Here is a 15,242-nt window from a genome sequence, read left to right on the forward strand (position 1 = left end):
TATAAGCAAATATTACCAAAGCAATTCCGTCCCGCACAGTCTTATTAGAATTCGCCTTGCGCGCCCCGCTCCATCATTTTCCACATCGTGTTGCGTACTTGCATCACGGATTTTTTCAACTCTGGTGGAAGCTTGCGGCCCATCTTGATCAGCATGTCCATGTTCAGCGCGTAGATCCAGAGACCATCATCTCTTTCTACAACGGTGATGCGACACGGCATATAAGCAGCCATGTGCGGACTGAAATCAACCATTTCGCGCGCGATGGTGGGACTACAGTAGGAATAAACTTTCAGGAATTTTTCCGGTTTGCCGGAGCGCAGCGACAATTCACGCGAGAGAAAGAATTCACCAACCGACTTGATATTCTCTTCTGCCGCAACACTGGTAAAGGCTTGCTCTACTTCGGCTATCGTCACGCCATCCTTGACCTTGCGCTCCCAGGTCGTCGCCACAGCGATATCGCCATCCGAATCTACCCAGCGCTGCCAGACGTTCATCGCTTCAGCGCCGGAACCATCTTCCGTATTATTGATTGCGCGCAGCGTGCCGCACGCAGACAAACTTGCGAGTGCGACGGTCAACGACAACAGCTTGATCCAGGATTTTATTTTCATTACAACTAATCTGACTTGGTTTGAGAGCGCGCCGCTTCATTTCTGCGCGGCAGCCGTACTATACCGCGCTCAGCTCACTCGCTCTATCAAGAAATAGAGCGAGTGCCAAAACATCAACAAAAATCAGATTGTGCGGCTAGCAAAATTACTGACTCAAGCCACGCGCATCGATACTCCACAAGCATTCAACAACATCACCTCTGAACCCAACGTACTGCTGATACAGATTCGCAGTCGGGTCACAGTGACCAGGGATCAGAAACAAACGTTCGCCCAGATAATCCTGCGTATTACCGGCCGCGATCTGCAAAATGCCATGCTCATCATTGGCTGCCGTGTATTTAAGCTGATCGCCATATTCTCTTGGTCTGACCAAAGGCAAACCGGAATCCACCGCCACACCTTTAAGACCTACATCGCATACGGCCATCCCCGCTTTTGCGGTACTCATAATAGTAGTAGCGATGAACAGGCTATGCGCCGGCTTCCAGCCGCCTACCCAATCTTTGGAACCATAGTCGCCATCCATAAAGACGTACGAACCAGGCTGAATCTCGGTAAATACACCACTCGTCACATCGAATTCCGCCGTCCCCGTGCCACCACCTGTCACAACCGGACAAGCGATCCCGCGCGCTGCGAGGAATTGCACATACTGCGCTGCCGCATCTGCCGCGACACTAGCCGCCGACCGACGCTGCTCCCAGCTAGCCAGATGCTGTATACCGCCGTGATACGCCTGCAAACCACCAAAAGACAAACCTTGATAGCTCGCGATCCTGTCGACCAAGGCAGCCAGCGCATCATTACCTTTCACGCCGCAGCGCCCCTGACCTATGTCCACTTCAGGGAAGACCGCGATAGAAACGCCGGCCTGACTGACTGCTTTTCCCAGCGCATCTACTTGCGCCACATGATCCACGCACACGCTTAAGCGCACGTAACCAGCCAATTCGACCGCCATCGCCACCTTGTCCGCGCCGACAAACTCATTACTAATATGTATGCTCTGCACGCCCTTCTCTACGAAAGGGTAAGCCTCGCTCATCTTTTGACAGCAAATACCGACTGCACCCAGCGCCAGCTGCGCTTGCGCAATTGCACTCGATTTATGTGCTTTGGCATGCGGGCGCAGTGCCACGCCATGCCGCTGCGTCAGTTCCGCCATGCGTTGCGCATTAGCCTCAAACGCGTCCAGATCGAGCAAAAGCGCAGGCGTACTGACGCGCGAGACCGGATCGCCGATGCGGGCCATGACCGGCAGCTTCAAATTTGCGACATCTTTCATGCTCACTCCGAAATAAAAAATAAGACGATATGCACGACTTCCCGCATCCATGGACGCATCTGGAAGCAGCTACTTTGTACTCAAAATGCCATTTAGACGAATTTCTTCGAAAAATTTCATGGCATCACGTATCCAGCAATTGACATTTTTTCTCAGATGTATATTGTATTCAATATTCTAAATGCACGGATCGCAAATTACAGCGACTCCATACTTTTAGGAAATGATTAGTTGGGCAGAGATGAAAAAAGCGCGTCAGACGCATCGCATTTCTACCGGAAAACGAATTCAGGATGTGGGCAATGTTGTCCGCTACTGATGCAGGAGATGGTCAAAAAAGGGTTCGCAACCCACATATAGGAGACAGCATCATGCAGAAAAAACTTATCCGCCAACCGATGAAAGTCGGCCTCTTCCTCACCACGATGTGCTGCGCATTGAGTGCATCGGCCTGGGAACCAACCAAACCGGTTGAACTGGTCGTACCGTTCAGCGCAGGCGGCGCATCAGATCAGATGGCACGCTCGATTCAAGGCATCATCACCAAGCACAATCTGATGAAGCAACCGATCATCGTGCAAAACAAGGCCGGCGCCAGCGGCGCGGAAGGTTTGCTTGATCTGAAAGCAGCCAAAGGCGATCCGAACAAAATTATCGTCGCATCCTCATCGATATACACCACACCTCTCGCTACCAACCTGCCATTCAACTGGCGCGATTTGACGCCGATAGCCATGGTTGCGCAAGATGCATTTGTACTGTGGACCAATACTCAAGCCGGCTACAAAACACCGATGGCTTACATTGACGATGTCAAGAAAAAGCCAGAAACGTTCAAGATGGGCGGCACCAGTTCCAAGCGCGAAGATCACATGATTACGATGATGATCGAAAAACAAACCGGCGCAAAATTCCTCTACATTCCGTATAAAGGCGGCGGCGAAGCGGCTACCCAACTCTCCGGCAACCACATCAATTCCGACACCAACAATCCATCTGAATCTGTCTCGCAATGGCGCGCCGGTGAGCATCAGGCTTTGTGCGTGTTCTCGCCTAAACGCATTGCATACACCGCCAAAGTGACTGCTACACAAGCCTGGTCCGACATCCCTACCTGCAAGGAACAGGGGCTTAATGTCAGCTATGAAATGCTGCGCATTTTCATGATGCCAGGCGGCGTCAAACCAGAACAGACACAGTTCTACGTGGACCTGTTTAAAAAAGTGATGGAAACACCTGAGTGGAAAACGTATCTCGAAAAGAATGCGCTGAAAGGCGAATTCATGACAGGTGCTCCGCTGGAAGCGTTCCTGATGAAAGATGAACAGTTGCACCGTGAAATCATGAAAGAGGCTGGCTTCATCGTCTCCAAGTAATCCTCACATCATCACCCTGATTCAATGACCGACATGCGTACGCCACGGTCATTGAATCACCTCACGGACAAGCGAATATGAATCCTTCAGAACCTCACGCAGAAGAAGAGAGAGAACACTCTCGCGCAGTCATCACCATCCGCAGCGCCGAAATCATCGTAGCGATTACGCTCGGCCTGGTATCCCTCCTTACTATCTGGAGCAATTACCAACTCGGCGCAGGCTGGGGTGCTTATGGCCCGGAAGCCGGTTATTTCCCACTCAGATTAGGCGTAGTGATCCTGCTCGCCAGTTGCCTCGTATTAGTACATGCGATACGCGATAACGATCAAACGCCCTTCCTTGAAATCGCACAAGCACGTCTGGTTGCAGTCATTCTGCTGCCGCTGATCGTGTTCGTCTTTGCCATTGCATATCTGGGCATTTACGTTGCATCGATCATCTTCATCGCAGCATTCATGTTTTTCCTCGGCAAGTTCACTTGGTGGAAGTCGGCCAGCGTGTCGATCATCGTCATGCTCGTGTTCTTTTTTGTTTTCGAAATTCAATTCAAGGTGCCGCTGCCTAAGGGTCCTCTTGAAAACTGGTTAGGCTTCTAAGGAAAAAACATGGAAGAACTAAACTCATTAATGATCGGCTTCGGCCACGTTCTCGGCTGGCACAACATTGCACTGATGTTCCTCGGCATTTTGCTGGGCATCGTGGTCGGCGTGCTGCCTGGTCTCGGCGGTCCGAATGGCGTTGCCATTCTGTTGCCGCTTACGTTCTCGATGAATCCGACCTCAGCCATCATTCTGCTGTCCTGCATCTATTGGGGCGCTTTGTTCGGTGGTGCGATCACATCCATCCTGTTCAACATTCCGGGTGAGGCGTGGTCGGTGGCCACCACCTTCGATGGTTATCCGCTGGCGCAACAAGGCAAGGCGGGACAGGCACTGACGTCCGCATTTACCGGCTCCTGCATCGGCGCATTGTTCGGCGTAATCGTGATTACCTTCCTGGCTCCAGTGGTCGCCAAGTTTGCATTGCGCTTTGGTCCTCCGGAATTTTTCGCTGTCTACTTCCTGACCTTCTGCAGCTTCATCGGCATGGGCAAGGAACCGAAAGCGAAGATCATCATTTCGATGTGCGTCGGCTTCATGCTCGCTGCAGTCGGTATGGATACCGTGTCCGGGCAATTGCGCATGACCTACGATGTTCCTGATCTGTTGCGCGGATTCGATTTCCTCGTTGCGGTGATCGGCTTGTTCGGTGTCAGCGAAATTCTGATCACGATGGAAGAAGGCTTGGCATTCAAAGGCAAGAAGGCAGCGATCGATCTCAAGGTCGTTTTCAAGACCTGGGCGATGATGCCTAAGTACTGGATGACCTTGTTGCGTTCGTCGGTCATTGGTTGCTGGTTGGGCATTACGCCAGGCGGCGCGGTAGCTGCATCCTTCATGGGATACGGCATGGCCAAGAAGTTGTCGCGTGATTCCGAGTCTTTTGGCAAAGGCAATATTGAAGGCGTATTGGCACCGGAAACAGCAGCACACGCTGCCGGTACCAGCGCACTGCTGCCTATGCTCGCACTTGGCATTCCTGGTTCGGCTACAGCGGCAGTTCTGCTCGGCGGCTTGATGATCTGGGGCTTGCAACCAGGTCCTATGCTGTTCGTCGAACAGAAGGAATTCGTCTGGAGCTTGATTGCCAGTATGTACCTCGGCAACATCGTCGGCTTGTTGGTTGTACTCAGCACAGTCCCGGTATTCGCTGCGATCCTGCGCATTCCGTTTTCGATCATTGCTCCATCCATCATGGTGATTTGTGCGATCGGTGCCTACACGGTACACGGCGCAGAATTCGACATCTGGTTGATGGTGATCTTCGGCGTGATCGGCTACATTTTCAAGAAACTGAACTATCCATTAGCACCTTTGGTGTTGGCCTTGGTGCTGGGTGATCGTGCAGAAGATGCATTCCGTCAAACCATGGTTGGTTCCAAAGGCGCACTCGGCGTGTTCTGGGGTAGCGGCCTGGTTGGCACCGTGATGACGCTGGCAGTCATCGCACTTGTGTGGCCTATCATCAGCAGCCTTATCGGTAATCTTCGTCAGAATCGTCAAAAACCTGCCTGACAAACGTGCAGCAGTGGAGAACAACGACTCTCCACTGCCTAACGTAAAAAAGCCTGAAGATTTCTCTTCAGGCTTTTTTTATTGCTGGGATATTGCGTAAGCAAATTAGCTGCGAATTACTTTAGCGTTCAATCTACCTTTGCAGCACGGCTGCTGGTGTCACGCAAATCCGCCATCACCGAGTCACGCTTGTCGAGCAAATGCTGACGCAGAATAACTGCCAGTCGTTTACCATCGCGCGCTTCCAGTGCTTGTATCATTTCATCATGTTCACCGATGGCTCTATCCCACTTCTCTTCCTTGAAGTTGGACTTGAAGCGCAAGGCCAGCAAACGTCTGTTCACTGACAGATAGATTTGTCGCAGCATCGAATTGCGTGCCGCTTCATTGATCTTGTTATGTATGGTTTGATTGCGGCTGTAGTAACCAGGCAAATCGTTTTGCGCTCTGCATACCAGCATCGCTTGATGCAAAGCCTTGATATCAGCAATCTCCGCTGGCGAGATGCGCTCAGCCGCCAGCTCGCCCGACAAGGCTTCCAAGCCACTCATCATTTCAAACGCTTCCCAGACTTCAGTGTCATTCATCTTCGACACGAAGGCACCGCGATTCGGCACGATGTCGATCAAACCTTCCGACGCCAGCACCTTCATCGCTTCGCGTAGCGGCGTGCGCGAAATGCCCAAGCGTTCGCACACCTCTCGCTCGTTCAACTTCATGCCCGGAGCCAGCACGCCTTCAATGATCAGTCGCTGCAAATGTTCCACCACCGCATCATGCAAGCGCTGACGCTCCATGCGTGGCATGTCTGGGCTGCTATTGTTATTTTCACCAGCGATCAATGTATTTTGCATACTAAGTCCGATTTAATTTAACTCTATTTTAATCTAATTGCCTGGGAATTGATGCAGCACACCATATGGCATTTCACATACATCCCATGCGCTCGATTACATGTATCTGCTTAGTCACACCACGCCAGTATTGCATTCCCAGCAACTTGCTGGATACACCTAAAAACGACATGTAAACCATCCGTATCAATTCGCGCATTGCTGGACGCAAAAAGCTTTACTAATCAAAATCACTCTGCTAAAGTATTTTGTATGCAATATTCAATAATGCGAAGTTTCCTTAGGAGAATGAAATGCTGAAGCTCGACTTTCACCCAGCCGGCCGCCACATGTTGCAAATTCCTGGCCCTAGCCCTGTGCCGGATCGCATCCTGCGCGCAATGAGCTATCCGACCATCGATCACCGCGGCCCTGAATTCGGTGCGCTGGGCTTGAAGGTTCTGTCCGGCATCCAAAAGATTTTCAAAACGACGCAACCAGTCATCATTTACCCAGCATCCGGCACCGGCGCATGGGAAGCAGCATTGAGCAACACCCTCAGCCCGGGCGACACCGTACTGATGTATGAAACAGGTCACTTCGCCACGCTGTGGAAAAAAATGGCAGAAGCACTCGGCATCAAACCTGAGTTCATCGGCTTGCCTGGCATCGAAGGCTGGCGTCGCGGCGTACAAGCTGATTTGATCGAAGCACGTCTGCGTGCCGATACCGGTCATGTCATCAAAGCAGTCTGCGTAGTCCATAACGAAACCTCCACCGGCGTTACCTCCAATATCGCAGCCGTACGCAAGGCGATGGATGCAGCCAATCACCCTGCACTGTTGTTAGTCGATACGATCTCCGGCCTCGCAGCAGCGGACTATCGTCATGACGAATGGGGCGTGGACGTGACAGTATCCGGTTCGCAAAAAGGCTTGATGCTGCCGCCTGGCATCAGCTTCAACGCCGTCTCGAAAAAAGCGATCGCTGCCAGCAAGAATGCCAAGTTGCCGCGCGCATTCTGGGATTGGACTGACATCATCGAGATGAACAAAACCGGCTACTGGCCGTACACACCGAACACCAACCTCTTGTACGGCTTGCACGAAGCGCTCGACATGATCCTCACCGAAGGCCTAGACAATGTATTTGCCCGCCACGAACGTCTGGCCGCAGCTTGCCGCCTCGCCGTCAATGCCTGGGGCCTGGAAGTGCAATGCGCGGACTCTTCCGTCTACTCACCTATCCTGACTGGCGTCATGACACCTGAAGGAATCGATGCAGACATGGTGCGTAAAACCATTTACGAACGTTTCAATATGTCGCTGGGCACCGGCCTCGGCAAGATGAAAGGCCGTATGTTCCGCATCGGTCATCTGGGCGAAGCAAACGATCTGAGCTTGATGGCGACATTGGCCGGTTGCGAAATGGGTTTGAAAATCGCCGGTATCAAACTCAAGGGCAGCGGCGTTGGCGCAGCGATGGAATTTTTGGCAGAACAAAAAATCCCACCGTTGAAAATCGCAGCCTGATTAAAACTCTGTCAAAGAACATCAGCCTGCATGCTGGCGTAATAGCTAACTGCAGGCTGCGTCAAAAAGCTTTGCATATATAAAGAGACGCACGCGACTGTGCAGCGCTGATTGAATGTGCTGTTTGTTTCAGAAAAGGATGTCCCGGAAATGCTCGTCAAGCCGATTCACTTTGTTCCTGTAAGCGGACGTAGTCCTAGCCCGCTGGCAAGCCGCTTGCGCAAGGAATTGCGCGGCGATGTGTTGTTCGGCAATGCAGATCGTGGCCGTTACGCCACCGATGCATCGATCTATCAAATCATGCCGATAGGCGTTGTGGTTCCGCGCGATCAAGCTGATCTGCTGCTCTGTCTGGACATTGCACGTTCCGAAAAAACTCCCATCCTCGCGCGCGGCGGCGGTACCAGCCAATGCGGTCAAACAGTAGGCGAAGCGCTGGTCATCGACAACAGCAAGTGGTTGAATAACGTTATCGATTTCGATGCAGAAAAACGCACCATCACGGTAGAACCGGGCATGGTGCTGGACCATCTGAATGCATGGCTCAAACCACATGGCTTATGGTTCCCGGTTGACGTTTCGACTGCGGCGCAGTGCACGATAGGCGGCATGGCAGGCAACAATTCCTGCGGCTCGCGTTCTATCGAATACGGCAATATGGTGCACAACGTGTTGGCAATAGATGCTGTGCTTGCTGATGGCACGCAAGGCCGCTTCGAGACGCTGGAAAATATGGCGCACACCACGCGCCTGCAAGAAATCACACAAGGCTTAAAACGTATCGCAACCCGCGAACAGCAAGAAATTATCGAACGCGTACCGAAAGTATTGCGTCGCGTCGCCGGTTACAACATCGATCTGTTCGACTGCCAAAATCCGCGCGCTTACACCGATGATGGCAGCGCCAATCTGGCACATATATTGGTCGGCTCCGAAGGGACATTGGCCTTCAGCCGTCAACTGACATTGAAGCTGGTACCACTGCCTAAGCACAAGGCGCTCGGCGTCATCAACTTCCCAACCTTTTATCAAGCGATGGATGCCGCGCAGCACATCGTCAAACTGCTGCCGACCGCTGTAGAGCTGGTTGATCGCACGATGATTGATCTGTCGTTAGATATAGCCGCATTCCGTCCTGTCATTGAAAAAGCCTTGGTCGGCAGTCCACAAGCGATCTTGCTGGTGGAATTCGCGGGCGACGATAAAGCAGCATTGGTTGAAAGACTCGCCGCTTTGGCCGACTTGATGAGTGATCTCAGCTTGCCCGGATCTGTCGTCAACATGGTCGATGCGAATGAACAAAAAGCTTTGTGGGATGTGCGCAAAGCCGGTCTCAACATCATGATGAGCATGAAGGGCGACGGCAAACCCGTGTCCTTCATCGAAGACTGTGCCGTGCCGCTAGAACATCTGGCCGAATACACGAATCGTCTCACTGAAGTTTTCCACAAATATCACACCGAAGGTACCTGGTACGCGCATGCCAGCGTCGGTACTTTGCACGTACGTCCTATACTCGATATGCGTCGTGACGGCGCAGCCGACATGCGCAAGATTGCGGAAGAAGCATCGGCATTGGTACGCGAATACAAAGGCGCATATTCCGGCGAGCATGGCGACGGTTTATGCCGCGGCGAATGGGTGTCCTGGCAATACGGACCGAGCATCAATCAGGCATTCAGCGAAATCAAGGATTTGTTCGATCCAGACAATCGCTTCAATCCTGACAAGATCGTGCGTCCGCCGAAGATGGATGACAAAAGCAATTTCCGCTTTGCACCCGGTTATCAGGAATTGCCGATCAAGACACAACTGGATTGGTCGGCATGGAACGTTACACGTGATCCTGCCAGCGGTAAGGAAACAGAACCAGGTACCGGCAATGATCGCACCGGCGGTTTAGCCAAAGCCGTCGAGATGTGCAACAACAACGGCCATTGCCGCAAGTTCGACGCTGGCACCATGTGTCCTAGTTATCGCATCACAAAAGATGAACGTCACGTGACGCGTGGTCGCGCCAACACATTGCGTCTGGCTATCTCAGGCCAACTTGGCGATGAAGGTCTGGCCAGTCCCGACGTCAAGGAAGTGCTTGATCTGTGCGTCTCTTGCAAAGGCTGCAAACGCGATTGCCCGACCGGCGTCGATATGGCCAAAGTAAAGATAGAAGCACGCGCAGCATGGGCAAATAAACACGGCATCAGCCTGCGTGAAAAACTCGTGGCTTACATGCCGCGTTATGCACCTTATGCCAGTCACGTCGGCACGCTGCTCGCTGTCGCCGACAAGCTGCCGTGGATATCCGGCTGGTTGAAAAAACAAATCGGGCTGGCACCGCAACGAGCATTCCCGCGCTTCAAGCCATCGTTCCTGTCGCAACGTAGCAATCACAACAGCGATGCGACGACTAACAAGGAAGTGCTGCTGTTCGTCGACACCTTCAATAATTACATGGAGCCGGAAAACGCCATCGCCGCACAAGCCGTGCTGGAAGCTGCCGGCTACACCGTGCATTTCAATGTACGCGCTGGCGAACGTCCGCTGTGCTGCGGCCGTACTTACCTGTCCGCCGGTTTAGTTGATCAAGCCAAGCAAGAAGCGCGCAGAACGCTGGATGCATTGATGCCTTTCGTTAATAGAGGCGTTGCTATCGTCGGCCTGGAACCATCGTGCCTGCTGTCACTGCGCGATGAATTCCTCAATTACGGATATGGCAAAGAAGCCGAGAAGTTGGCGAGCATGGCCTATCTGTTTGAAGAGTTCCTAGTACATGAACATAGCGCAGGACGACTACAGCTTGATCTCAAACCACTCGCCTCAAACAAGGCGATGGTGCATGGTCACTGCCACCAAAAAGCATTCGATGCATTCCGTCCGGTACAAACGGTATTGAACTGGATACCGCAACTAGACGTTGCTGTCGTCGAATCGTCTTGCTGCGGCATGGCTGGTAGTTTTGGCTACGAAGCAGAACATTACGATGCGTCGCAAGCGATGGGTGAACTGTCGCTGTTCCCTGCAATACGCAAGGCAGAAGATGGCACCATCTTTGTCGCCGACGGCACCAGTTGCAGACATCAAATTTCTGACGGTACACAAGAAGAAGCCATCCACGTTTCACGCGTACTGGCCGACGCCTTACGCACGTAATCAGTTGCGATGCACGCATAGTGCATCGCAACAAAAACATCTCCCTCACTCAAAACACCGCTGTCCAGCCAAGGATGGCAAGAAGTTCTGCTTCCGCCCGGAACCAATCGATCTTTTTGCACTCAGTTTAAGTGTGTAAGATGAAATAACACCTAAGCTATCGGCCTTGGGACTCTGACGTAACGACCGAATCCGCGTATTGCCGATGTTTTTGATCTGCATCAATCTCTTGCGCTGCGTGCGCAATATAGTCGAAGAAAGTAGCGTCCTTCCCACCTCATGGAGGTCACCATGTTCCAGAAAATTCTCATTCCAACCGACGGTTCTCCGCTATCCGATAAAGCAGTCGATACAGCAATTGAGTTTGTTCAAAAACTGGGCGGCGAACTGGTCATACTCTCCGTCGCCGAACCCTATTTATATACAGGCATGATGGAAGGCGCAGGCGTCTTCCCGATAGATCCGGTGCTGTATGACGACAAGGTTGCCGACCTTGCACAGAAACACCTAGATAAAATCGAAGCCACGACACGAGCCAAAGGCATTAAATCCAGAACCGTGGTGTCGATAGGCCTCAATCCGTATGAAGAAATCGTCAAGATCGCCGAAGAGTACAAATGCGACGCCATTTTCATGGCATCGCACGGACGCAAAGGTTTGAACAAGCTGTTTGTCGGCAGCGAAACACAAAAAGTGCTGGCGCACACCACGCTGCCAGTTCTGGTGCTCCGCTAGAAGCGCGTATTACCCTGGGTTGCGACGCCTGTCGTGACCCATTTTCCCTGCAATTCCATCCAAGGTAAGCGGGTAATAGCCGTTCTCGCCCCGTGGTATCATTGCGCTTCGCAAAAATGCGCAGAAAACATCCTGATTCAACACGAAATTCGCAAAAAATCCGCATAGTTCGTATATCCGAGCCGGATTGATTCTTGTCCTAGCCATCCAGATAGCCGCCATCCATTTTTATCCTGAACGGAATTAGTCATGCGGATACATAATTTCCTGATCACTTGCGCTCTTGCTCTTGTGACATTATCGGCACAAGCGTTTGAACGGCCTTTCCCGCCCGAGGTAAAACGCGGCGTGATGACACCGGCCAGCTATCCGGCAATTGTTATCAATGAGAAAACACGCACCTTGTCTGCCGGTGCGCGGATCTGGAATCAGGACAATATGATCGAGATGCCATCTGCTTTACGCGGTAGCGACATCGCCGTGAATTACACGGAAAGCAATACCGGCGACATCGACCGCATCTGGATTTTGACGGCAGACGAAGCGAAAAGGACCTTGCCGCTCGTGCCAGTAGAACCAGCCAAGCCCACACCACTGCCGGCCCCTGTGTCCAAGTAATTCAAGTAATTAACTAAGCAAGAAACTGAGTAAATAAGCCATACCATGCAGAAAAAGATATACATCAAAACCTTCGGTTGCCAAATGAACGAGTACGACTCGGACAAGATGGTCGACGTACTCAATGCCTCCGATGGCATGATCAAAACCAACACGCCAGAAGATGCCGATGTGATCTTGCTCAACACCTGTTCCGTGCGCGAAAAAGCGCAAGAAAAAGTGTTCTCCGATCTCGGCCGTCTGCGCGAACTGAAACTGATCAACCCCAATCTGGTAATCGGCGTCGGCGGTTGTGTCGCATCGCAAGAAGGCGATGCCATCGTCAAGCGCGCACCGTATGTGGATCTGGTATTTGGCCCGCAAACCCTGCATCGCTTGCCGGAAATGTTGAAGCAGCGCCACTCTACCGGTCGTTCACAAGTCGATATCAGCTTCCCGGAAATCGAAAAATTCGATCACATGCCGCCAGCCAAAGTCGATGGCGCAACAGCATTCGTCTCCATCATGGAAGGTTGCAGCAAGTACTGCAGCTACTGCGTCGTGCCGTACACACGCGGTGAAGAAGTTTCGCGCAACTTCGATGATGTGCTGGCAGAAGTAGCCGGACTCGAAGCGCAAGGCGTGAAGGAAATCACTCTGCTCGGCCAAAACGTCAACGCCTATCGCGGCAAGATGAGCCGTGATGCAGCCGATGGCGAGATCGCCGACTTCGCGCTGTTGATCGAATACATAGGCGAAATGGAAGGCATCGAACGTATCCGTTTCGTCACCAGCCATCCAAAAGAATTCACGCAACGCCTGATCGACGCCTACGCAAAAGTACCTAAACTGGTTGATCATTTGTATCTGCCAGCGCAGCACGGCTCCGACCGTATATTGGCAGCGATGAAGCGCGGCTACACCTCGCTCGAATACAAATCGATACTGCGTCGCTTGCGTGAAGTGCGCCCGAACATTTCGATTTCATCTGATTTCATCGTTGGCTTCCCTGGCGAAACCGATGCCGATTTTGAAGCGATGATGAAGTTGATCGATGACGTCGGTTACGACAACAGTTTCAGTTTCATCTTCAGCCCGCGTCCAGGCACACCTGCTGCCAATCTGGAAGATGACACACCGCATGAAGTCAAACTACAACGCCTGCAACGTCTGCAAGCGGTAATCGATCAAAACACACGTCGCTACAGCAATGAAATGGTCGGCACCGTACAACGTATTTTGGTGGAAGGCCCATCGAAAAAAGATGCGGATGAACTGCAAGGCCGCACCGAGAACAATCGTGTCGTCAACTTCTCTGCCGGTCCTAATTCTGCACGTCTGATCGGTCAAATGGTCGACGTCAATATCGTGCAATCTCACGCATATACATTGCGCGGCGAGATCATCGTTAAACAATAATATTCCTCTAATCGCATAAGCGCCTGCTCAGCCAAAATTGAAAACAAAAACTGCCGCTCAACCACTGTATTTCATCCCGGAACCGCTGGATAACAAGCGCCTCGCGCATCTGTGCGGCCCTATGGATGAGAATCTGCGGCAGATTTCCGCCGCACTCGACGTCACCATCTTCCGTCGTGGCGAGAAGTTCATCATCAACGGTGACAACGGCGCGCGCGCGCTGGAAATTCTTGAGCAGTTTTATCCGCTGGCGGACAAGATCGTCTCGCTGGAAGAAGTGCAACTGGCGCTGGTTGAACAACGCGCAGCATTGGCAGAACCGGAACTGGTCTTGGCAGTGACTGCCAAACCTTCGAAAAAGAAAGCCGTTGAATCCGTCACCGATGCGCCGGTTTTAAAAACCCGCCGCCATGATTTGCGCGGCCGCACGCCGCATCAGTTGCAGTATCTGAAGGCGATCATGGATCACGACATCACCTTTGGTGTCGGTCCCGCGGGTACCGGCAAAACGTATCTGGCTGTTGCTTGCGCCGTCGATGCGCTGGAACGCGATGCGGTCAAACGCATTATTCTGACCCGCCCGGCAGTAGAAGCTGGCGAGCGTCTCGGTTTTCTGCCTGGCGATTTGTCGCAAAAAATCGATCCTTATCTGCGCCCTTTGTACGATGCGCTTTACGATTTGCTCGGCTTTGATCGCACGCAAAAAATGTTTGAAAAACAGGCGATTGAAATTGCGCCGCTGGCCTATATGCGCGGTCGCACTTTGAATCATGCCTTTGTCATTCTGGATGAGGCACAAAACACCACGCCAGAACAAATGAAAATGTTCCTGACACGCATAGGCTTCGGCAGCAAAGCAGTTATCACAGGCGACATTACGCAAATCGATTTGCAGCAACATCAAAAAAGCGGCTTGATCGAAGCGATTGATGTGCTGAAAGATGTGCGCGGTCTGGCCTTTACACGCTTCACCAGCGCCGACGTCGTACGCCATCCATTGGTGGCGCGCATCGTCGATGCTTATGATGATGCCAATCAAGCTGCCAAACCTGCTGTAAAGAAAACCGTAGCCACCAAGACCACGACGAAAAATGCTGCAAAAAAATAAGCTTTCCCTGTCAGTGCAATACCCTGACAAACGCCTGCAAGACCTGATCACCCGTCCTAAATTACGTAGCTGGGTCAAGGCCGCACTGCTTGCACCTGCGCAAATCACTTTACGCTTCGTCGACGCCGAAGAAGGTCGCACACTGAATCGCAATTACCGCGGCAAGGACTACGCCACCAACGTACTGACCTTCGCCTACACCGAAGATGAAGACAGCGAAGTTACGCAAGCCGACATCATCCTGTGTACAGACGTATTGGAACGCGAAGCTGCCGAACAAGAGAAAACGCTGGAAGCGCATACCGCACATCTGGTGATACACGGCGTATTGCATGCACAAGGCTACGATCACGAATCGGACGAAGAAGCAGAAGAGATGGAAGCGCTGGAAATCGAATTTCTGGCAGATCTCGGCTACGCCAATCCATATCTGAATACCTAATCAGCACTTCATCTCACACAGGCATTGC

At 52.1% G+C, this 15,242-nt stretch carries 13 protein-coding genes; 10 read left to right on the forward strand and 3 right to left on the reverse strand.

Features of this window, described 5'->3' with window-relative positions; all coding sequences use genetic code 11:
* Positions 1 to 44 precede the first annotated feature (44 nt).
* On the reverse strand, positions 45 to 617 hold the full coding sequence (locus tag AC07N2_RS01640) for a DUF302 domain-containing protein (protein WP_494776720.1): 573 nt from the start codon (positions 615 to 617) through the stop codon (positions 45 to 47).
* A gap of 145 nt (positions 618 to 762) precedes the next feature.
* A complete protein-coding gene (locus tag AC07N2_RS01645) occupies positions 763 to 1,905 on the reverse strand; it encodes a DSD1 family PLP-dependent enzyme (protein WP_494776721.1) in 1,143 nt (380 codons plus the stop codon).
* 371 nt (positions 1,906 to 2,276) lie between these two features.
* On the opposite strand from AC07N2_RS01645, the gene AC07N2_RS01650 reads away from it, so the two are divergent.
* From AC07N2_RS01650 to AC07N2_RS01660, 3 genes are all read left to right on the forward strand, one after another.
* Entirely contained in the window at positions 2,277 to 3,281 is a 1,005-nt protein-coding gene (locus AC07N2_RS01650) for a Bug family tripartite tricarboxylate transporter substrate binding protein (RefSeq protein ID WP_494776722.1), read from the forward strand.
* Positions 3,282 to 3,358: 77 nt separating this feature from the next.
* Positions 3,359 to 3,880, forward strand: coding sequence for a tripartite tricarboxylate transporter TctB family protein (locus AC07N2_RS01655; protein ID WP_494776723.1), 522 nt, complete (start codon positions 3,359 to 3,361; stop codon positions 3,878 to 3,880).
* 9 nt (positions 3,881 to 3,889) lie between these two features.
* Entirely contained in the window at positions 3,890 to 5,398 is a 1,509-nt protein-coding gene (locus tag AC07N2_RS01660; protein WP_494776724.1) for a tripartite tricarboxylate transporter permease, read from the forward strand.
* 128 nt (positions 5,399 to 5,526) lie between these two features.
* On the opposite strand, the gene AC07N2_RS01665 is transcribed toward AC07N2_RS01660, so the two are convergent.
* Entirely contained in the window at positions 5,527 to 6,252 is a 726-nt protein-coding gene (locus tag AC07N2_RS01665) for a GntR family transcriptional regulator (protein WP_076592383.1), read from the reverse strand.
* A gap of 293 nt (positions 6,253 to 6,545) precedes the next feature.
* On the opposite strand from AC07N2_RS01665, the gene AC07N2_RS01670 reads away from it, so the two are divergent.
* The 7 genes from AC07N2_RS01670 to ybeY all read left to right on the forward strand — a co-directional run bounded on the left by AC07N2_RS01670 (position 6,546) and on the right by ybeY (position 15,214).
* Complete coding sequence (locus AC07N2_RS01670; protein ID WP_494776725.1) at positions 6,546 to 7,763, forward strand: pyridoxal-phosphate-dependent aminotransferase family protein; 1,218 nt, start codon at positions 6,546 to 6,548, stop codon at positions 7,761 to 7,763.
* Positions 7,764 to 7,913: 150 nt separating this feature from the next.
* Positions 7,914 to 10,913 carry an FAD-binding and (Fe-S)-binding domain-containing protein gene (locus tag AC07N2_RS01675; RefSeq protein ID WP_494776726.1) on the forward strand — a complete coding sequence of 1,000 codons (3,000 nt, stop codon included), beginning with the start codon at positions 7,914 to 7,916 and terminating at the stop codon, positions 10,911 to 10,913.
* 291 nt (positions 10,914 to 11,204) lie between these two features.
* Complete coding sequence (locus tag AC07N2_RS01680) at positions 11,205 to 11,648, forward strand: universal stress protein (RefSeq protein WP_494776727.1); 444 nt, start codon at positions 11,205 to 11,207, stop codon at positions 11,646 to 11,648.
* 249 nt (positions 11,649 to 11,897) lie between these two features.
* Positions 11,898 to 12,266, forward strand: coding sequence for a hypothetical protein (locus tag AC07N2_RS01685; protein ID WP_494776728.1), 369 nt, complete (start codon positions 11,898 to 11,900; stop codon positions 12,264 to 12,266).
* A gap of 45 nt (positions 12,267 to 12,311) precedes the next feature.
* Entirely contained in the window at positions 12,312 to 13,664 is a 1,353-nt protein-coding gene (gene miaB, locus AC07N2_RS01690; protein ID WP_494776729.1) for a tRNA (N6-isopentenyl adenosine(37)-C2)-methylthiotransferase MiaB, read from the forward strand.
* Positions 13,665 to 13,701: 37 nt separating this feature from the next.
* Complete coding sequence (locus AC07N2_RS01695; RefSeq protein WP_494776730.1) at positions 13,702 to 14,772, forward strand: PhoH family protein; 1,071 nt, start codon at positions 13,702 to 13,704, stop codon at positions 14,770 to 14,772.
* Positions 14,756 to 15,214 carry an rRNA maturation RNase YbeY gene (gene ybeY, locus AC07N2_RS01700; protein WP_173830597.1) on the forward strand — a complete coding sequence of 153 codons (459 nt, stop codon included), beginning with the start codon at positions 14,756 to 14,758 and terminating at the stop codon, positions 15,212 to 15,214. Before AC07N2_RS01695 ends, ybeY begins: the two co-directional genes overlap by 17 nt.
* Positions 15,215 to 15,242: the final 28 nt, after the last annotated feature.

The organism is Herminiimonas sp. GW821-FHT09C12 (assembly GCF_059416385.1).